The sequence below is a fragment of the Winogradskyella marina genome (genome assembly GCF_015645385.1).
In the GTDB taxonomy this organism is placed as follows: domain Bacteria; phylum Bacteroidota; class Bacteroidia; order Flavobacteriales; family Flavobacteriaceae; genus Winogradskyella; species Winogradskyella marina.
Genome location: NZ_JADOET010000009.1, coordinates 1 through 21,316 on the forward strand (window position 1 = coordinate 1; position 21,316 = coordinate 21,316).

Genomic DNA, 21,316 nt, shown 5'->3' on the forward strand with positions numbered 1-21,316 from the left:
CTTCTCTTTTTATATGTTTTTTGTATGCTATTTGTTGCCCAAATGCAGTAGTACCAATGGATATAGGGTTAGTTAAATATTGTATCGGGAAGTAATAAAAGAAAACATTCGCAAAAAAAAATCAAATTACTGCTGTATAGATAGTGACTAAAGTTGGTTTAAACTCTAGTCATTTGCAAGTAGCAAAAGTGAGTTTTGAAATAAAAGAAATTATTACCAACACTAATATTTTATACAAATCATTAACTCATATAACAAAATATTACTCCGAATATAGCGTTGACTCCGTTGAATCAACTCTAAAAACGGTATAACAACTTATAACATTGAACTTGCGAGCGGATAGGATGAAGATTTAATCTTTAGCCTTAATAAATTTCTTGTTGATATATAACTCTCCTCTCTTAAGTTTCCTTAAGTAAGCATTCATATCTGCATATATCTCAGGGGCTAAAATATATAACCCTGCAATGTTTGGAAATGACATTGCCAAAATCATCATGTCGGCAAAACTTAGTACGGCACCTAAACTTACAGAAGCCCCTAATACCACAAATCCCAAATACATAAACTTGTATATTAACTCCCCTTTTTTACTGCGTCCAAACAAGTAGGTCCATGAACGCATTCCGTAATAGGACCAAGATACCATTGTAGAGAAGGCGAATAAAAACACCGCAATTGCTAGAACTATTGGGAACCAAGAAATCACACTTCCAAAAGCTGAAGACGTAAGTTCTACGCCACCCATTTCTAAATTACCTTCGTGTTTACCAGTAAAAATTAAAACCAAAGCTGTCATGGTACAAACCACCATAGTGTCTATAAACGGTTCTACGATGGAGGTAAATCCATCGGCAATAGGATGATTTGTTTTCGCAGGACTATGGGCTATAGCGGCAGATCCCACACCTGCCTCACTAGAAAATGCGGCACGTTGTAAACCTATAATTAGCACCCCTATAAAGCCACCTTTAAGCGCATCGGCAGAGAAGGCCCCATCAAAAATGGCTAAAAAAGCACCTCCAAGCCCTTCAATATTAGTTCCGATAACCACCAAACAGCCCATAATATATAAGATCGCCATTATAGGTACCACTTTTGCAGTAAACTTAGCGATACTTTTAATACCTCCAATAATTACGATGCCAACCAGTACTGCAAAGCCAATTCCGAACCAAAAGCCTTGGCCTTGAAGAAATGGTACTTGTTCAGAAACTATTTTAAAAGCCTGGTTTGATTGCAACATATTTCCACCGCCAAAGGAGGCGCCTATACCTAAGAACGCAAAGAAAGCTGCAAGAAATTTTCCTAATCGTTTATAATTTCGTTTTTCAAGACCGTGTCGTAAGTAATTCATTGGGCCACCAAAAACCCGTCCATCGGCATCGATAACGCGATACTTAACACCCATGGCGCATTCGGCGAACTTTAAAGACATTCCAAAGAAACCAGCCATAAACATCCAAAATGTTGCACCAGCTCCACCTAAAGAAATAGCTACAGCAACACCTGCAATATTTCCTAAACCAACTGTGGCAGATACGGCAGTAGCCATCGCTTGAAAATGGGTAATACTTCCTGGAGCGTTAGGATCATTAAACTTTCCTCTTGCCAAATCAATAGAATGGCGAAAACCTCGAATATTAATAAACTTCAGGCGAATTGTAAAAAAAATACTACCAAGTATTAACCAAATCACTATAAAAGGTATGGTATTGGTTACAACATCACCATTAGGGTGTAATAAAGGCTGCTTTTTCTTAAAATCAACCCTTCCAAGTTTAAGTTCTTGGGCAGTCGATGCTTTTGAAGATGGTTTTATCAGTGTGCCTTCTGTAACATTGTGATGTAGCTTTCCGGCGTATTTTGTTAGTAAAATAGTTTCTTCTCCATCAATTTCAATACGTGCAATCTGTTGGTTTGGTTTTACCTGCTCTCCTTCAGCTACTAACCATTTTTTAAGCAAGTAGTTTTCGTGTTCAATAGTCGTATTTGGTGGCATTATGTCTTCATGAGCAATATAAACCACAGGGTCGTATACACCGATGGAGGCGAAAGGATCCCAGAATAGTATAGCTCCTAAAAAATCAACCGCGGGTTGCACATTACTATTAAAAAATTCAACGATGGATGTCGCTGGTACATTAAAAGATTTTGATATAGAATTTCCATCAGCGTCAGTTACCGTTACCGAATGTTCTATTCCTTCTACTAATCCTATAGAACGTTCAGAAATTAAAGGCGTATTTTGATTGCTCCATTTATATTGATAAGGAGGTGTGCCTCCCTCAACTTTTAGTTGAGCCGTTCCGTTATTGATTTCGGAAGAAGGATTGTCTAATTCGAGACTGATTGTTAATTCTGTAGAGGTATTTGTATAATTTTGAGCCTTAGAGCTCGTTATTAGAAAAAATGAAAGGAAAATAAAAAATAGTGTTCTTATCATCAATTTTATAGCTTTGATTAACGTTAGAATGTAGGGTTTTCGCAATTTAGCGATAAAGAGAAGTTTACCCAAGTTATTATAAATATTTTCTTAAAATAGTCACAGGTAATTATAGCTTTATTACAGTTTGTTCTTGGAATATTTTTAACTTTTAATAATCAAAATAGAAAAACAGATGACATGCTTTCCAGTGAAATTCGCATGGAAGATAACCTGTTTGTATAGAGTCTACTATGTTTTTTATAAAAGTGTTCTTCAAATTTTAGTTACATTTAGCCTTAAAAAGGCTGTGGTTTAATGCGTGAAACATCACATTTATTCATCAAATGTATTGCTCTATTGATAGCAATAAATATTTATTCTCAAGCTGACACTCCTAAATCTTTAGATGATCAGATTGATGAAGGTATTGCGCTTATGTTTCAAAAAAAACACTCGAAATCTATTGAGTTATTAATCAATGCCGAAGCAATAGCTAAAAAAAATGAGTGGTATGAGCAGGCTTTTAGGTCAACCCTAAATATTGGTTCAAATTATTATTTATTGTCCGATTTTGGCGAAGCAGTTTTGTATTACTTGCAAGCCTATGAGATAGCGATTGAACATTTAGATTCTCGTCAAGAAATGACAGTGCTCAATAACATTGGGATACTCTATTTTCAAGAAGAAGATTTATTACAGGCTAAGAATTATTTCTTCAAAGCTTACCAAAAAGCAAAAGGTATTGGAGATGAAATTAAAGTAGGCTATTATGCCGTAAATCTTGCTTTGGTATCTAATAAAATGAAAGCACCAGATTCTGCTCAAGCCTATGTAGAAGAAGCGTTACCGCTATTGAAGAAGCAGCCAAACGTCTTGCTACAAGGAAAAATGGCGCAGTCTGAAATGCTTCTATTGAAAAAGCAATATGCTAAATCTGAAGACATCGCTCTCAAATTATTACCTAAGTTTCAAGATATATCCCAAGTAGAAAATAGAGTTTTTATTCTGTTAGTTTTGGCTGAAATCAAAGAAGGTCAAAATCGTTTAGATAAAGCGCTACAGTATGGTATAGAAGCCAGAAATACGCAAGCAGGCATTGAGAATCGGGAAGAAGTTTATGGTTATCTTTCTAATTTATATGGTAAAATGGGACTGCTGGAAAAGGCTTTGATTTATAAAGATTCTGTAATTATTGCATCAGACTCGCTAACCACTATTAGAAACCGAAGGTTATTTGAAACTGAAAAAGTAAAGTTTCAAATTCAAAATTATCAGCATGAACTTTCTGAAAGTAAAGAAATCTTAAGGCAAGAGCGCCGTTTCTTTTATGGCATAATCGGAATTACGGTACTAAGTATGGGTTTTATTTTGTGGATTTTTAGGAGTAACTCAATAAAGCATAGACAACGGAAAACCATCGTTGAATTAGAGTTAGCTAAAGAGGAAAGTGATTACTTGCTTATAGAAAAACAATTACGAGAGCAAGAAACGCTGGCTCTATTAGAACAAGAACGTTTTAAAAACGAATTAGAGGCTAAAAATAGAAAACTGACTGCTAAAGCTTTGTATTTATCGAGTAAGAATGATTTAATTGAAGAGGTCGTACAATCTTTATCTAAAAACACTGAAATCTCAGAAAATCCAGAATTAAAGACACAAATAAGAGAATTAAAAAAACACCTTAAAACCGATACGCAATGGGATAGTTTTTTTACGCACTTTGAGGAAATTAATCAGGGGTTTTTAGATCGGCTTAGGAGTAAACATGAAAAACTGACGCCGAGTGATATTCGGTATATCACTTATTTATACATGAATTTATCAAATAAAGAAATTTCATCGCTTTTAAACATTACGCCACAATCTTGTAGGAAGCGTAAAGAGCGTCTTTCTAGTAAGTTAAATATCCCTGACGAGACTACAATTCATGATTATTTATCAATGATATAATGGCGATGTCACGCTAAAAGAATAGAGGTGTCACGAAATGTCACGCTTAAAATACGATCCAAAATCCGTCTAGTATCTATATTTATCACCCTAATCCAAAATAAAGATATTATGAAAAAAAGAACTACGTTATTATTTTACCTCCTAGGGGTTATGATGTCGTTACACGTCAACGCTCAAATAGAATTTGAAGGAGCAGAAGCTTATGGGCAATTATTTGATGTTACTTATAGTGAGACACAAGAAGACGTTATTTACGCACGTACATTGACAAACCATATTGTAACTTCTTTAAATGGAGGAGATACTTGGGATATTTTATATTCAGATCCTATGGACAATTATGCAACATTAAAAGATTTAAGACTCATGAATAATGGGACCACTTTAAGTTTTAATGTTAGTGCGGAAGGGACTACTTATAATAAAATTGTATTATTTGACTTAGCTACAGCGTCTGTGATTAAAACATTTTCTCCACCTAACTATTTTGAATTTGATATTTTAATAGAGTCGTATGATATTTCAGATGCTAATAACGATGTGGCTTTAATGCATACAACATATACGTTATCTACTACTTATACTCACGAGGTGTTTTATACCTCTGATGGTGGAGATAATTGGTATTCTATTTATTATAGTCCAACTAATTATAACGTTGCTATTAATAATGTAAGTATCTCTCCAGAAGACGACGACAAACTATTCTTAATGCGTGGTGGTTCTACATCTAGAGAATTAGGAGGAGTCTTTGTGTCTACTGATGCTGGGCAAACTTGGGAGAATAAGATACCAGGCAATACTTATGACGCTATAGCATTTAATCCAGATAATGCAGAGGATATCTTATTAGGAACAAGCTATGGATATGATACTCATGTAGAAAATTTATACCGTTCTTTAGATGGTGGAGATACTTGGGCTATTGTGCCTATAACATGGACAGACATGTCTACAGATCATATTAATAAAATTGAATTTAATCCTAACAACTCTAATGAAATCATAGTATTGGAAGAAAATGAAATGGTTGTCTCTTCTGATAATGGAACTACGTGGCAAAACTATGTTTATACCACAATAGATCCGGAGGCATATTACTACGGATTAACCGCATCGTATAACCCATTTACGGCTGATGAACTATTAATTACAACAAACTTTTACCCATTCCTAACTACAGATGGAGGGGTAACACTTACTAAGTTAGAAAATCCTTTTATAAACTCTACAGGGATTATCTCAACTTTCTCATCAGATGACGAAAAGCATATCTATTACGGGATGCGTGCAGGCTATATGCATAAGGATTTTCAAAACAATACCGAAGAAGGGCATTATCTTCAATCTTTGGCTCAAGGGTTTGGATCAGCAGTGAAAGTGATTGCGGATCCTGTTGTTCCTGGACGTGTTTTTACAAGTAATAGAGCGTTAAACACATCTTATATTAATGTGAGTTCTGAGCATGGATTAGATCCGAAATTAATAGCGAGTTCTATGTTTTTCTTAATTCTTGAAGATGTATCTACGTCTATTGCTAATCCAAATATAAGCTGGATATCTACAGGGTTGGAGGTACACAAAGTGGATTTGACGGATATGGATAATATTATTGATGAGAATATTGCTGTTCCTGAATTGGGAGAGGTTATTACAGCCGTACAAGTAGATAGTGACGCTGCAACAACTATCTTTATTGCGCAAGGCATTAATTTTTATAAATCTACAGATGATGGTGCGACTTGGACTGCAAGTAATGCTGGGTTAGAAGGTTTAACGCTTGAGGATCAATTAATTTTAGATATTGAACAAAACCCTTTAAATGCTAATCAACTAATGTTGTCAGCAACTAATGGTATCTATTTGTCTGAAAACAAAGGAGATTCTTGGACGTTTATTTCTTCAGAATTTACTAATGACGTTGCCTTTTCATCAGTTACAGAGAATACCATCGTTGGAGTTACACACTACTCTGATGGGTATAATTTTCCTCTACCTGTTGCAAAAGCAAAAATTATTGTAAGTACAGACTTAGGTGAAACATGGACCGAAATATCACCTGAAATGTTAGAGTATCCATTTACGGAGTCTTCGGCATTTGTCTTTACGGAGGATGAAATTAGTGTTTATTTAGGTGTTCATGATTTAGGTTTAATACAATATACTATTGATATGTCAACGTTGTCAATTCGTTCTGAAATAGTATATAATGACACTATTAAATTTTACCCTAATCCAACCAGAAATAGTTTTTCCGTGAAAAGTGACGCTAACTTAAGTGCTGTTACTATTTATAATTTAGCAGGTCAAAAAGTTAAAACAATTAATCATCCTAATGGTGAAATTAATGTTAATGAATTAGCATCAGGAGTGTATATGGTAAAAGTACAAACCTCCAATGGTACATTGACTAAACGCTTAATAAAGTCTAATTAATAGCCTTGATTTTTTAATATAATTAATAGCGCTTTAGTTCTTGTTAAATTAAGAACTGAAATTTATTGAAAGCCCATTTTATATCCTATAAAATGGGCTTCTTTTTTTGTGTAATTCTAGCTTTGAAAAGTCCTTGTATTCATGTGCTCAAAACAACTACTTTTAGTTAAGCATATTAGAAATTGGTTTATAGGTAAGCAATTATGAGATTATTATAAGGATTTACCGACAGATAAAGGTCTTTTATAACCCAAGACATCTTCCTTTTTATCTTTTGGCTACAATGCAAAAACCGCATATTTCTGTAGGTTGGATAAGTATGCAACACGCTGCCGATTATGTAGAATTAGCGATGTATGGACTAGGAAGTCAGCTGCTAAACCCATTTATAAAGACTACAGATTTACACTATTTAATGCTTGAAGCCGCAGAAGTAGAGAACGTGTTTTAATAACATAGTGACCTTTTTAGTGTTTTGAATTTTATAGTATTACTAACTTTATTTTACAGGAACACGTATTAGATATTCTCTGAAACCAATTATAAACAGTAGGATTTAAATTGCTGTATCGGGAAGTAAGTTAACATATTATGTGTTTTCAAAACTCATAATTTAATAGTTGAGGTATAGATGAAAGTAGATTAACAATGCAACCTCCATCGTTCTTCATTTTGTAGCGACTTTCTTTTATTGGGTAGTTACTGTTTTTTTTTTTTTTTTTTTTGATCTGGATTTTGAGTAGAATATGTTTTTTTGGAAAATAATGTCATTAAAAACTATCAATTCTAAAATAACAGCAAATTTGTTATTACCGATTGCTTATATTTGAGGTAACCGTTTTTTTAGATGCCACATGATAAAGGAAGTATTTCTTACACCATTTCAAAAATTTGTTAAAGTTGAAGGGCTTGGAGGTATCTTATTATTACTTGCCACTATTTTAGCTTTAGCTTGGGCAAACTCGCCTTATGGTGATTTGTATAATGAAATATGGCAATTCGATATAGGTATTGCAACAGAAACATTTGAGTTTAAAAAACCATTAATTCTTTGGATTAATGATGGTCTTATGGCCATATTCTTTTTCTTAATTGGTTTAGAAATAAAACGCGAACTGATGATTGGTGAACTCAATACACCCAAGAAAATAGCGTTTCCTTTGGTTGGTGCTTTAGGAGGTATGATTATTCCTGTTGCTTTTTTTCTAACTATTAATCAAAATCCTGATACAACGCATGGCTGGGGAATCCCAATGGCTACAGATATTGCATTTTCATTAGCAATACTCAATGTTTTAGGTAAACGTGTGCCGTTAAGTCTTAAGGTGTTTTTAACCGCATTTGCCATTGTTGACGATATTGGTGCTGTCTTGGTTATTGCCATTTTTTATAGCGGAACCATTAATATTACTTTGCTTTTAATAGCAATAGGCTTACTTCTTATAGGTTACTTAATGTCATATAAAGGGTATTACTCAAGGTTTTTAACCTTTTTTATGGGTATTATTATTTGGTTTCTATTCTTAAAGTCTGGCATCCATCCGACGGTAGCAGGAATTATGCTTGCATTTGTTGTTCCAATTAGGCAAAAGGTTGATAACACGACTTTTATAGATCATTTAGAAGAGGTTTTTAACGACCTTAAAAAAGCGAGTAATTTAAAAAAACCTATTTTATCGTCTGAACAAATCCACCTTATTGACGATCTTAATGATTGGAGCCATAGGTTTCAGTCTCCACTGCAACATTTAGAACATAATCTACATGGCTGGGTCGCTTATATTATCATTCCCATATTTGCGTTTGCCAATGCAGGTGTCAATGTTACGGGATCGAGCCATATAGATATGGCATTGGTCATAAATATTATTATCTGTTTAGTTTTAGGCAAAGGTATTGGTGTGTCTTTAATCGTATTCTTAGCAAAGAAAATAAAGCTTATAGATGTGCCAAATGATATTAGTTTTAAACAAATTATAGGTGTTTCGTTTTTGGCAGGTATAGGGTTTACTATGGCTATTTTTATTGCTAGTTTAGCCTTTGAGTCCTCATTAGAGTATGTTGATTCTGCTAAAATAGGCATCCTTATAGGGTCACTCATTTCTGCGGTTATTGGCTTTACTATTTTACGGATGAGCGCCTCTGAAACTGTTTCTCCAGATTCCGATTAACACGGTTTTACGTATTTAAATTAATGAGGGTTAGAATGGTGAATATCCGATCTAACCCTCTTTTACTTTCCTATGATTTATATTTAACAAACAGTTAACTTTTATTAGTTCAGTACAAAACGAACTAACTATATATTTGCAGCGTTAATCTTTAAAATATTTTAAATATGGAATTAACTCAGCAAAAGAAGCAGCTAGTAGAAGAGGTCGGTCTTGTTATAGAGGAGCGCGCCAATCTATCGCCTTTAGCTTCCCGAATTTACGCCCTGCTTATTTTGTCGTCGAATGATGGCTTAAGTTTTGAGGCTATTGTATGTACAATGCAGGCTAGTAAAAGTTCAGTTTCTAATAATATTAATGTACTTCTGCAGCTACATTATGTAGATTACTATACAAAGCCTGGCGATAGAAAACGCTATTTCCGAACGTCTCATTTCTATATTAAAAACACTTTAGAGCAGCAAGTTCATTTAATTGAAAAGGAACTTAGTGTTGTTCAAAAAATAAATGACTTTAATAAGAATCATAATCCAGAAAAGTTTAAAAATGAAAAATCTCTTGGTTTGCTATTTGAAGAACATTTAGAGGACCAATGCGCAAATATACATCAGAAATTAAAAGCTATTGAAGCTTTCCAAAATCAAGCCTAAACCATAACACCCTATGAAAACGATAACTAAAAACATTCTACCACTTTTATTACTTTTTATAATCACTTCCTGTAGTGACGAAAAAGCATCACAACAACCAGCATCTGCACAACCAAGAGCTATGGCATTACCTGTTATAGAAGTGCCGAGTAGAACAGTAACTACGTTTACGACATTTCCTACTCGAATAGAAGGTATTGTAAACAGTGAAGTAAGAGCTAAAATATCTGGCTATATAACAGAAGTTTTAGTAGACGAAGGACAAAAAGTTCGTAAAGGACAGACCTTATTTAAGCTCGAAACTCAAGCCATGAACCAAGATGCTGCTGCTGCTAAAGCTAACGTTAATGCGGCACAAGTTGAGGTTGATAAATTAGGACCTTTGGTTGAGAAAAACATCATCAGTTCTGTACAATTAGAAACTGCAAAAGCAAAGTTACAACAAGCAAAAAGCGGTTATAACAGTATTGTTTCAAACATAGGTTACGGAACAATTAAGAGTCCTGTGGATGGTTATGTGGGAGAAATTCGTTTAAGAAAAGGCTCTTTGGTGAGCCCGAATAATCAAAACCCAATAACAACGGTTTCAGACATTAGCAATGTATATGCTTATTTTTCAATGAATGAAAGTGCGTATCTCGATTTTATTCAGAATGCTAAAGGGAGTACAAAAGAAGAGAAAATTAATCAGCTTCCAGAAGTAACGTTATTATTAGCCAATGGTAGCGAATATGAGACTAAAGGAAAGATTGAAACCATCAACTCGCAAGTTAATAAACAAACAGGAACCATTTCTTTTAGAGCACAATTTAATAATGAGAGTGGCATTCTTAATAATGGAAATAGTGGTACAATTAAAGTACCAACAGTTTTTGAAGATGTTTTAGTAGTACCACAAACGACAACTTTTGAAAATCAAAACAGTCAATTTGTTTATACCGTAAAAAAAGATTCGAGTGACGCTGCAGTTGCTATCGCAAAAGCCATTAACATTAAAGGCAAGACGGCAAACTTATACATTATTGAATCTGGATTAGAACAAGGTGAAACTATCATCGCCAATGGTATTGGAAAATTAAGAGACGGTATGGCAATTCAACCTGAAGTTTCAGATTTTGATAGTGTTGCACAGCCTATAAAAAGTGAATTTCAATAACACTTAACCTATACACTTATCATATAAATTGAATCTACTGTTCTATATATAGCATAGTAAGCATTAAATAGTAAATCATCATGTTAAAAACATTTATAACGAGACCTGTACTGTCTACAGTCATCTCAATCATCATTGTTATATTGGGTATATTGGGATTAAAATCCCTATCGGTAACTCAATATCCAGATATTGCACCACCTACCATTCAAGTTTCGGCTAATTATCCTGGAGCGACTGCAGGTACGGTTTTAGAAAGTGTGATTATCCCTATTGAAGAACAAATAAATGGAGTAGAAGGGATGACGTACTTAACGTCAACCGCAACCAATTCTGGCTCTGCTAATATTACAGTTTATTTTGATCAGGATGTCGATCCCGATATCGCCGCAGTAAACGTACAAAACCGTGTAGCACGTGCTAATCCGTTATTGCCAGCTGCAGTAAGACAAACAGGAGTTTTAACGCAGAAACAACAGACTAGTGCCTTAATGTTTATTAGTTTTTTTAGTACTAATGAGGCATATAACGATACCTATATTCAGAATTATTTAAAAATTAATGCGGTTCCTGCGTTTCAACGTGTTAATGGAGTTGGAAATGTATCCGTTTTTGGTGCTAAAGATTACGCGATGCGTATATGGATTACACCTGAAAAATTAGCTGCCTACGGTTTAGCACCTTCAGATATTTCAGCTGCTATAAATGAACAAAGTCAGGAAGTTGCGGCAGGAACCTTGGGCGAAAATAATGGTGAAGCATTTTCCTATGTAATAACCTATGATGGTAGATATAAAAATCAAGAACAGTATGAAAATATCATTCTAAAATCATTAGGAAACGGTGAGTTTTTACGATTAAAAGATGTAGCTAAAATAGAGTTAGATGCCCAATCCTATGCTGCAAGTGCGAATACTAACGGTAATCCGAGTGTGGCAATAGGTGTGTTTCAAACCAAAGGATCAGATGCACAGGCTATTATTGAAGAGGTTAAAGCAGAGTTAGAAGAGTTAGCTGAAGGTTTTCCAGAAGGGATTGACTATTTAATTCCGTATGATACCAATGCGTTTTTAAATGCTTCGGTTGAGAAAGTAACACACACTTTAATAGAAGCTTTTATTTTGGTGTTTATTGTTGTTTTTATCTTCTTACAAGACTTTAGATCAACTTTAATACCTGCAATTGCGGTTCCCGTTTCTATTATTGGAACGTTTTTCTTCCTAAATCTATTTGGTTATTCTATAAACCTATTAACGCTTTTTGCATTAATACTAGCTATTGGAATTGTGGTAGATGATGCCATTGTAGTGGTTGAAGCTGTACATGCAAAAATAGATGAAGGGGCAAAAGATGTACAAAAAGCAACTATAACAGCCATGAGTGAAATCTCTGGTGCTATTGTATCTATTACCTTAGTTATGGCTGCAGTTTTTGTGCCTGTTACTTTTGTAACGGGTCCGACAGGTGTATTTTACGAGCAATTTGGTGTCACCTTAATTGTAGCGATTATTATTTCTGCGGTTAACGCTTTGACTTTAAGTCCGGCGTTATGTGCCATATTTTTAAAACCACATTCCGACGAAGAAAAGAAGCGCACACTATTACAACGTTTTTACAATGCGTTTAACGTTGGTTTTAGTGCTATGACCCAAAAATATGGACAATCTATTGGGTTTTTATACAAACATAAATGGATAAATGTGGTTATACTTTTAGCAGCTATTGCAGGTATATGGTATGCGTCTTCTACGACACCAACAGGTTTTGTGCCAGATGAAGACAGAGGATTAATATTTGCGAATATTGAATTGCCACCAGGAGCATCTGTAGATAGAACGGCAGCTGTAAATGCTAGTTTACGAGGAAAAATAGCAGGAATAGAAGGTGTTGAAGGCGTCACTCTAATTAGCGGTAGAAGTTTAATCAGTGGTGCTGGTAATAACTATGGTTTAGGGTTTGTTAAATTGAAAGATTGGAGTGAGCGTACTACAGAAGAAACCTCTGTTAAAGCTATTATAGGAAAGTTATTTGCTATGGCTTCTACTGTTCCAGAAGCAAATATTATTTTCTTTTCACCACCGAGTATTCCAGGTTTTGGTAATGCAGCAGGTGTTGAAGTTAACTTATTGGACCGTTCCGGAGGTGATTTTGCATCGTTAGATAAGGTAAACCAAGAGTTTATAAGGACGTTGAGCCAACGACCAGAATTTCAGTATGCCAACTCATCATTCAGTACGAAATATCCACAATACAAAATGGATATTAATGTACCATTAGCAAAAGAATACGGTGTAAATATCAATAGTATTTTTAATACTATGCAAGGTTATATAGGAAGTATTTATGCTGCGGATTTTTCAAGATTTGGAAAACAGTTTAGAGTTTACATCCAAGCGATGCCAGAAGATAGAACCGATAAACAAGATTTAAGCAATTTATATGTAAAAACTGGTTCAGGAGACATGGCACCAGTTACACAGTTTGTATCTTTAGAACGAGACTTTGGACCACAATCTGTAACGCGTTTCAACCTGTTCAATTCAACATCTATTACAGGTGCATTAAATGAGGGTTACAGTACAGGAGATGGTATTGCAGCCGTGGAAGAAGTGGCAACATCCTTGCCAAGTAATTATTCTACAGCGTACTCAGGATTAACACGTGAAGAGTTAGCAGCAGGCAACCAAACGACTACTATTTTAATTTTAGTTATTGTGTTTGTGTACTTCCTTTTAGCCGCACAATACGAAAGTTACTTTATTCCGTTTGCTGTTTTATTCTCATTACCATTAGGCATATTTGGTGCATTTATCACAACAAAATTAGCTGGATTAGAAAACAATATTTATTTCCAGATTGCCCTAATTATGTTAATTGGGTTGTTGGCAAAGAATGCCATTCTTATTGTGGAATTTGCCATACAAAGACGACAACAAGGAGAAACTATTTTTAATGCTGCAGTAGATGGTGCAAAAGCACGATTACGACCAATTTTAATGACTTCCTTAGCTTTTATATTTGGATTAATGCCATTGGTGTTAGCAACAGGAGTGGGTTCTGAAGGAAACAGAGCCATTGGTACAGGAGCTGTTGGAGGTCTATTGATAGGAACTATTTTAGGTGTTTTTATTATTCCAATTCTGTATATATTCTTTCAGTATTTACATGAGAAAGTGAGTAAAAAACCAATAACAGCAGTAGAGGAAGCCTAATTTTTCAATTTGAAATTAAACAAGATGAACAAATCAATTATAATAAAATTCAGTTTAGTTGTTGTTACTATGTTAACCTTGCAATCGTGTTTTGTAGCAAAGGACTATGTACAACCAGAATTGGAGCTGAATATAGACGAAGCAAAATTTAGAACTGATAACATAACACAGGATAGTCTCACCTTTGCCGATGTGTCTTGGAAAACGTTGTTTACAGATCCAATTCTAACACAGTATATTGAAAAAGGCTTAGAGAATAATATCGATATTCGTGTGGCACTGCAGCAAATTATAGCGTCTGAAGCCTATTTTAAGCAAGGAAAAGCAGGGTATTACCCAACGCTTTCTGCCAATGCGCAATACACGCATCAAGAGGTTTCAGAAAACAGTCAGTTTGGTACTGCCTTTGGCGGTTCTTTAGACCAATATCAATTAAATGGTGCCTTATCTTGGGAGGCCGATATTTGGGGGAAAATTAGATCTAACAAGCGTGCCTTTAACGCTAGTTATTTACAAACTATTGCAGCACACAAAGCTGTAAAAACGCGCTTAATTGCTAATATTGCTTCGGTTTACTACCAGTTGTTGGCCGTAGATGAACAAATTACAATTACAGAACAAACTATTGAAACAAGAATCAATAGTTTAGAAACTTCTAAAGCCCTTAAAGAGGCAGGAAATGTAACAGAAGTGAGTGTTAAACAAACCGAAGCACAGTTATACACAGCCCAAGCTATTTTAGTAGATTTAAAACAGCAATCGCATTTGTTAGAAAACACATTGTCTATTTTATTAGGTGACATGCCAAAGGATATAGAGCGTTCTACTTTAGCAGAACAAGTTGTACGTACGGATTTAACACTAGGAGTACCATCTCAGTTATTGAGTAACAGACCTGATGTTATCGCAGCAGAGTATAATTTAAGACAAGCTTTTGAATTAACAAATGTTGCACGTAGCAATTTTTATCCATCCTTAACCTTGTCTGCTAGTAGAGGTTTTCAAAGCTTAGAATTAGATGAATTGTTTAGTGCCAGTTCATTATTCGCGAATATTATTGGAGGTGTCGCTCAACCAGTTTTTAACGGAAGAAAAATTAAAACACAATACGAAGTTTCAAAAGCAAACCAGGAGCAAGCACGTTTGCAGTTTGTGGAATCGTTATTAGTGGCTTCAAAGGAAGTGTCTGATGCCATGTTTGCGTATAATACGGCTTTAGAAAAAATTGAAATTAAACAAAATGAGTATGATGCCTATGCTTTAGCAACTGAATATTCACAAGAATTATTGAACAATGGTTTAGCCAATTATCTCGAAGTTCTAAGAGCAGAGGAAAATGCATTAAATTCTAGTTTGGGATTGATTACTGCAAAAAATAATCAGCTTCAATCCATTGTAGATTTGTACCAAGCCCTTGGCGGTGGATGGAAGTAAATTTTGAAAACCAAAATATTATTTGTGGCATGTGATCGTCGTTTTATACAAGATTAATTACTGATTTTAAGAAAAATTTAAAAACGAAAACTAAAATAATTCGGAAGTTTAGTGATGTTGATGTATATTCACCGATTAAATTTAGTTACAATAATTTGATATTTCTTTTTAAACATGTTTTTCAGTTTTTTTTTAAAGAATTAGCATATTGTTATCTGCATAGCTTAGTCTTGTTTAAACATCCAAATTTTCAAAAATAATAGATAATGGAATTTACTAACCCTTTAGTTTACGGTGTTCCGGTATTTCTAGCTCTTATTGCTTTAGAGCTGACCTACAGTAAAGTATTAGATGATAAACAATTATATAATTGGAAGGATTTGTTATCTAGTGTTTCAATAGGCATAGGATCAGCCGTAATTGCAGCGTTGATAAAGACGGTATCAATGATAGTGATTTTTGATTTTGTCTATAATATTTTCAATCCAATAGTTAATGGAGTTCGTACAAATATTATGGGATACGAGTCTTTTGGATATGTTTGGTACATTTGGGTCATTTGTATGCTCTTAGATGATTTTACCTATTATTGGTTTCACCGACAAAATCATATGGTTCGTTTTTTCTGGGCAGCGCATATCGTACATCATTCTTCTGATAATTTTAATTTAGGAACTGCTGTTAGAAATGGTTGGTTTACTATTTTTTACAAACCTTTTTTCTATGTGTGGATTGTTATGATCGGTTTTCCACCAGAAATGCTTGTAGTGTGTTTAGGTATTGAGGCGCTATGGCAATTTCAGCTGCATACAAAGTATATTAAGAAAATGGGTTTTATAGAGAAGTTTGTAAATACGCATACCATGCACCAAGTACATCATGCAAGAAATATTGAATATATGGATAAAAACCATGGTGGTTTTCTGAATATTTTTGATAGGATTTTTGGAACTTGGAAAGAACTCGATGAAACTATTCCTATCGAATACGGAGTTTCAACTCCACCAAACTCTTATAACTTATTTATAATACTAACTCACGAATACAAAAATATCTGGGAGGATATGAAAAAATCGAAGAACTGGTATCATAAGTTTATGTATGTTTTTGGTCCTCCAGGCTGGAGCCATGATGGTAGTACATTAACCATTAAACAAATACGACGCCAAATGGCAGAAGAGGCTGGGCAAGAGGCCTCGTATTCTAGTTAGTACGTTTAACCGATTGTATTGCTATTGGAACCATGTAAAACAGTAGCCTCTTCTTTTTTCAAAGTAAGCTAAAAGTCCATTGATAATAGGAATGTTCCAACAATCCAAAGTGTTAAAGATAAAGCACCTCCTATAAATAAAAAGTGCTTAAACTTATAAACTCCTGTTCCGTATATAAGGGTATTGGTTTGGTATCCAACAGGTGTGAAAAAACTAAAATTGGATCCAAACATAACAGCGAATAAAAATGGTTTTATATCTAAATTTAATCCACTTGCAACAGCAATCGCAATTGGAGTCATAATTATAGCCGTTGCATTATTAGAAATAACACCAGATAAAATTATGGTGAGGCCAAATAGTAATCCCAAAACTATGGTTGGCTCTTGGTTATTCATTATACTCAGTAAATGCTGAGATAACCACACATCTGCTCCGCTATTCGTCATCGCAATGCCAAGAGGAATCATACCAGCGAGTAAAAATATTATTTGCCAATTGACCTTTTGATAAACGCTTTCAAGTTGAATATTATTGGTTAATAACATTGCAGCAACTCCAACTAATGATGCCGTTAAAATACTAATCACGTTTGTAGCTGCAAGTGAAATAACCCCTAACAAAATTAATAGTGCAATCGTCCTTTTAGATTTTGAAACCTGGCGTTTAAATTCATGTTCATTTAAAATGGCAATATTTTCTATATTATATAAATCTGAAATTTTATGTTCTTGCATTTCTAATAAAACACGGTCTCCTGGTTTAAGATTAATCTCCTCGATGTTTTTTCGTAATAAGCGTTCTTGTGTATTTCTTAAATTTTGTCGTTTTTTAATCGCAATAGGAAATGCGCCTTCAAAAGAGATACGACGCAAGCCTTTTAGTGTTTTTCCGATGAGATTTGAACCTGGTAAAATGAGGGTTTCAATATACGTAAGATCGTTTTGTTCATCTTTGTTATAGTTTTCAAGTTGTTGCTTTTGTCTTTTTTCATTGAGAACAAATCCGTTTTCTTTCATAAAGGTTTGAAAATTATCTAAATCGCTCATCAACACTAAATTATCATTAGCCATGAGTTTAATATATTTCCCTGGATCATTAATGACTTGGTTATTTCGAATTAGTTTTAACAATTTAGCATCCTCTTGGTTCATAAATTCAATGTCTCCAAACCTTTGCCCAATTAATGGAGAATCTTCCGTGACTTTTATAGTAAACACGTACGATTCAATGTCGTAATCACGCGATAGATTTCTTTGTTTTTTCTTTGGTAAGAAACGTGATGCCAAGGTCATTATTACCAACCCAATGAGAAAAAAAATGATGCCATATCGAGTGAATTCAAAAAAACTAAAGGCTTCGACTCCTTGTTTTTTAGCAATTGCATTTACTATTAAATTAGTAGATGTTCCCATTAACGTGCAGCTTCCACCTAAAATGCCAGCAAATGAAATAGGCATTAATAGTCGCGATGATGAAAACCCATATTTTTCTGATAATCGTGTTATTATTTTTATAAAGATGATAACAACAGCTGTTGTGCTTATAAAAGCAGATATACTTGCTGATATAATCATAAACGCTGGCGTTAATAAAATGAGGGGTAATATTTTTAATTTCTTAATGCCATCAGAAAGTAATTGAATGACACCATTTTCTTCAAGTCCAACCGCTATTATCATTAATGCTAAAACGGTAATTGTTGCCGGATTGGCAAAACCACTGATGGCTTCTTCCGGAGTTGTGAGTTGTAGCAAGACTAATGCTACAATAATAAAAAACGAAATTTTATCGACCGGAAAAAGCTCTGTAATAAACAGTAAAATACTGATGCCGATGATAATAAATACCAATATTATAGGTAGTTCCATAAGGTATTGATAAAAGAATTAGAGTACAATCTAAAGATAAGACCTGAAGAACTAGAAGATTAGCTCATTTCAATAAATGATTGCTTTATCTGTCGATACTTTTTTAATTATTAAAGGCGTTAAATCTAATTTCCTTTTAGTCTTTCCCATAAAGCGCTCATTAGTTTTTTGCCATCGCGCTGTGTTCGTTCTTGTTCTATAAAATTAACGTTTCCGGAAGCATCAACATCAATTAAATATTTAAATACAAAACTTTCAGACTGCGGTTCTAAATTTAACAGTCCAAAACGTAAATCATTGTAATATAGTTTATCGTCTATTTTAGAAATGGTGAACCAACCTTCTGAAATCGCAATCATCCGCTTTACTTTTTCATTTTGAATGAGGTTGCCTAACAATTCGTGATTTTTAGGATAGCTTTGAAAGCTTATCGCTTTGGTGTCAAAAAATGAATACTCGCCTAATAAATAGGCGTTTTTAGTGTCTACATTAGCATTCCATAGAATGGTATTTAATGGTGAAGGCCTAGTGTCTATTTGGTTGTAAGATATATTTTGTGTGTGTAATGCGCTTTTAAATTGTGTTAATGCTGCATCTTTTAAAATGAAGGTTAAGGCTAAATATGCGGTGCTTAAAGTTAAACCGATACCATTATAGAGACGTCTTTTTTTAGAAGTTCGTTTTTGAAACATCGTTAAAATCAAAAACACTAAAAAAGGAAACGTATATAACGGATCTATAACAAATATGGTCTTAAAAGCGAGTCTCAAGTCTATTGGCCAAAATAATTGTGTTCCCCAAGTGGTATGCGCATCTAAAATAGGATGTGTTATCAATGCCCAGAAAAATAGCCAAGCCCAACCTTTATAATCTTTGTAGGTTTCATATCGCGATACGAGCCATCCCAAAACGGGAGCAAAAAGAACTGAAAATACAATTGAATGGGTAAATCCACGATGGATTGCTAATGCCGAAACGGTATCCGTAAAGTGAGAAGCAAAAATATCTAAATCAGGAATAGTACCAGCAATGGCGCCATACAAAATAGCTTTGTTACCTACTTTTTTACCTAATACTGCTTCGCCAACGGCAGCGCCTAAAACGATTTGTGTGAGTGAGTCCATTATATTTTACGAATATAATGTTTCGAATGAAATTACTCTGAAAATATTATGTTGTAATTGAGACAAAAAGGTAATTAATGTGATAATTGTTTATAAATTAGAATAATTAGTCATAAAGCCTAGGTACTCAATTTCTATATGGTAAAAATTAATCTATATTATGGTTATAGCTATTGTAGAAACAGTAGCTTTATTCGTTATGATATTTGCGATGACTGGTTTACCAGGAAACTAAATATAAGTTTATTTTTATTACTGACACTAAAACCTTTACATGTTGTAGTATTGTTTTTGGTACTTTTTTTTAGTTAAGTTCAATTTTAAATAATTCAGAATCTCTAAATGAAATATTGTTGACGATTTATCGTTTCAAATTTTTATCTATAATAATCTGAACCACTGAACATAGATATTCACCTTTCGTAGGATAAAAACCGATCATGTTATTTTTTTTTATAAAATTGCGTTACTCTTTTGTGATTTAAAGAGTAACACACTTGTGTTTATTTTATGTATCTGATTTTTAGTAATTTGCGCTGTTTTTTTTAGTTAAAGACTGCACATTAAAGTTTTTGAATGTAACTTACACTTTTGTTAAAACATTAGAATAGAATAAATATTTAATATAAAATTATTTCATATGAGTATTAGTAACCAATCAAATATTATTCATAAGCTTGCAGCAGTTTTAGGAAATATTCTTGTGTTTTTATTTCCGAAAAAGGCTAGCGAATTGTCAAAAAATAGGATTACCTTAATACATAAGAATAAAAATAATTTAAATATCCCTGAAAGGTTAATGCGCTTTGCTCTTGTAAATAAACTTGATAAGATTCAAGATTACGATAAAATTGCAGAGATGAACCGAAATTTTTGGGTTAATAAAGAAGCGACGGAGCTTTTTTCTGATACAGAAGATAAATTTGAAAATGATTTTCTACCAAACTGTAGCTTTGTATTCGATTTATTAAAAAAGGAATTGTTAAATGAGTCCGAAGAATTTGATACGCTTGTAGAAATAGGAACAGGTAATGGGGAAGTTCTTAATTACCTTAGTGCTGAATTTCCGCAAATAAATCGTTTTGTTGGTATTGATCTTAGTTCAGATCAGATTGAAATCAATAAAGAAAGATTTAGTAATAACAAAAGAGTAGAGTTTGTCACTGCAGATGCTTCAGATTGGGTTAACCAACATGGAAGTAGTAATACTATTTTTGTTTCGTCTGATGGTGTTTTAGAGTATTTTTTAGAACAACAACTACAAGAGTTCTTGAATCAAGTATATAGATTGGGTAAAACATTTTTTGTAGCTATAGAGCCTAATGGTGTTGATCATAATTTTGAAACAAACCCTAACTCGCAGCTTTATGGAAAAGAGCCATCATTTTCGCATAACTATCCTAAACTTTTTAAAAATGCCGGGTTTAATTTATGGCATTTTTCACAAAAAACCGGGTTTAAAGGTGGGACTCAAACTTTCGTTGGTGCAAAATATTAGATATTCGATATTTTGAATTTTGTTGTTTTCAAAGTCCTATAATTTCATTTAATATATTGAGCTAAGGAAGTTTGATAAAAACGAACCATAGTTTATGACATTCCAGTTTTAGTTTAAAATTCATGATCTTGTGCTCAAGTGTTTCTATTAGGATCGCTTCTTTTTGAGA

At 33.8% G+C, this 21,316-nt stretch carries 12 protein-coding genes and 1 pseudogene; 10 read left to right on the forward strand and 3 right to left on the reverse strand.

What is annotated here, in order from left to right:
- Positions 1-355 precede the first annotated feature (355 nt).
- Positions 356-2,449, reverse strand: a complete 2,094-nt coding sequence (locus ITJ86_RS11175) for an amino acid carrier protein (RefSeq protein WP_195871725.1) — start codon at positions 2,447-2,449, stop codon at positions 356-358.
- A gap of 297 nt (positions 2,450-2,746) precedes the next feature.
- Between ITJ86_RS11175 and ITJ86_RS11180 the strand changes: the two genes are divergently transcribed.
- From ITJ86_RS11180 to ITJ86_RS11220, 9 genes and pseudogenes are all read left to right on the forward strand, one after another.
- Complete coding sequence (locus ITJ86_RS11180; protein WP_195871726.1) at positions 2,747-4,381, forward strand: tetratricopeptide repeat protein; 1,635 nt, start codon at positions 2,747-2,749, stop codon at positions 4,379-4,381.
- Positions 4,382-4,492: 111 nt separating this feature from the next.
- Positions 4,493-6,820, forward strand: a complete 2,328-nt coding sequence (locus tag ITJ86_RS11185) for a T9SS type A sorting domain-containing protein (RefSeq protein WP_195871727.1) — start codon at positions 4,493-4,495, stop codon at positions 6,818-6,820.
- A gap of 244 nt (positions 6,821-7,064) precedes the next feature.
- A pseudogene (locus ITJ86_RS11190) lies at positions 7,065-7,271 on the forward strand (alkaline phosphatase); the annotation flags it as partial.
- 403 nt (positions 7,272-7,674) lie between these two features.
- Positions 7,675-8,991, forward strand: a complete 1,317-nt coding sequence (gene nhaA / locus ITJ86_RS11195) for a Na+/H+ antiporter NhaA (RefSeq protein WP_195871729.1) — start codon at positions 7,675-7,677, stop codon at positions 8,989-8,991.
- A gap of 167 nt (positions 8,992-9,158) precedes the next feature.
- A complete protein-coding gene (locus tag ITJ86_RS11200; RefSeq protein ID WP_195871730.1) occupies positions 9,159-9,641 on the forward strand; it encodes a GbsR/MarR family transcriptional regulator in 483 nt (160 codons plus the stop codon).
- A gap of 13 nt (positions 9,642-9,654) precedes the next feature.
- Positions 9,655-10,797 (forward strand): efflux RND transporter periplasmic adaptor subunit, encoded by a 1,143-nt coding sequence (locus tag ITJ86_RS11205; RefSeq protein ID WP_195871731.1) that lies wholly within the window; start codon positions 9,655-9,657, stop codon positions 10,795-10,797.
- 80 nt (positions 10,798-10,877) lie between these two features.
- Positions 10,878-14,009, forward strand: a complete 3,132-nt coding sequence (locus ITJ86_RS11210) for an efflux RND transporter permease subunit (protein ID WP_195871732.1) — start codon at positions 10,878-10,880, stop codon at positions 14,007-14,009.
- 24 nt (positions 14,010-14,033) lie between these two features.
- Positions 14,034-15,443, forward strand: coding sequence for an efflux transporter outer membrane subunit (locus ITJ86_RS11215; RefSeq protein ID WP_195871733.1), 1,410 nt, complete (start codon positions 14,034-14,036; stop codon positions 15,441-15,443).
- A 266-nt stretch (positions 15,444-15,709) separates the two neighbouring features.
- A complete protein-coding gene (locus ITJ86_RS11220) occupies positions 15,710-16,654 on the forward strand; it encodes a sterol desaturase family protein (protein ID WP_195871734.1) in 945 nt (314 codons plus the stop codon).
- Positions 16,655-16,722: 68 nt separating this feature from the next.
- Here ITJ86_RS11220 and ITJ86_RS11225 read toward each other — a convergent pair whose 3' ends face one another.
- Together ITJ86_RS11225 and ITJ86_RS11230 are read right to left on the reverse strand one after the other, a co-directional pair.
- Positions 16,723-18,525: an SLC13 family permease gene (locus ITJ86_RS11225; RefSeq protein WP_195871735.1), complete on the reverse strand. Its 1,803-nt coding sequence runs from the start codon at positions 18,523-18,525 to the stop codon at positions 16,723-16,725.
- A 125-nt stretch (positions 18,526-18,650) separates the two neighbouring features.
- Positions 18,651-19,649, reverse strand: coding sequence for a metal-dependent hydrolase (locus ITJ86_RS11230; RefSeq protein WP_195871736.1), 999 nt, complete (start codon positions 19,647-19,649; stop codon positions 18,651-18,653).
- Between the two features lie 640 nt (positions 19,650-20,289).
- Between ITJ86_RS11230 and ITJ86_RS11235 the strand changes: the two genes are divergently transcribed.
- Positions 20,290-21,147 carry a class I SAM-dependent methyltransferase gene (locus tag ITJ86_RS11235; protein ID WP_195871737.1) on the forward strand — a complete coding sequence of 286 codons (858 nt, stop codon included), beginning with the start codon at positions 20,290-20,292 and terminating at the stop codon, positions 21,145-21,147.
- Positions 21,148-21,316 lie beyond the last annotated feature (169 nt).

What these genes read in the sequence shown, in the direction of transcription:
- ITJ86_RS11200 (WP_195871730.1), top strand. Translation starts at nt 9,159, where the DNA reads ATGGAATTAACTCAGCAAAAGAAGCAGCTAGTAGAAGAGGTCGGTCTT.
- ITJ86_RS11205 (WP_195871731.1), top strand. Translation starts at nt 9,655, where the DNA reads ATGAAAACGATAACTAAAAACATTCTACCACTTTTATTACTTTTTATA.
- ITJ86_RS11175 (WP_195871725.1), bottom strand. Translation starts at nt 2,449, where the DNA reads ATGATAAGAACACTATTTTTTATTTTCCTTTCATTTTTTCTAATAACG.
- ITJ86_RS11180 (WP_195871726.1), top strand. Translation starts at nt 2,747, where the DNA reads ATGCGTGAAACATCACATTTATTCATCAAATGTATTGCTCTATTGATA.
- ITJ86_RS11210 (WP_195871732.1), top strand. Translation starts at nt 10,878, where the DNA reads ATGTTAAAAACATTTATAACGAGACCTGTACTGTCTACAGTCATCTCA.
- ITJ86_RS11215 (WP_195871733.1), top strand. Translation starts at nt 14,034, where the DNA reads ATGAACAAATCAATTATAATAAAATTCAGTTTAGTTGTTGTTACTATG.
- ITJ86_RS11185 (WP_195871727.1), top strand. Translation starts at nt 4,493, where the DNA reads ATGAAAAAAAGAACTACGTTATTATTTTACCTCCTAGGGGTTATGATG.
- ITJ86_RS11225 (WP_195871735.1), bottom strand. Translation starts at nt 18,525, where the DNA reads ATGGAACTACCTATAATATTGGTATTTATTATCATCGGCATCAGTATT.
- ITJ86_RS11230 (WP_195871736.1), bottom strand. Translation starts at nt 19,649, where the DNA reads ATGGACTCACTCACACAAATCGTTTTAGGCGCTGCCGTTGGCGAAGCA.
- ITJ86_RS11235 (WP_195871737.1), top strand. Translation starts at nt 20,290, where the DNA reads ATGAGTATTAGTAACCAATCAAATATTATTCATAAGCTTGCAGCAGTT.
- ITJ86_RS11220 (WP_195871734.1), top strand. Translation starts at nt 15,710, where the DNA reads ATGGAATTTACTAACCCTTTAGTTTACGGTGTTCCGGTATTTCTAGCT.
- nhaA (WP_195871729.1), top strand. Translation starts at nt 7,675, where the DNA reads ATGATAAAGGAAGTATTTCTTACACCATTTCAAAAATTTGTTAAAGTT.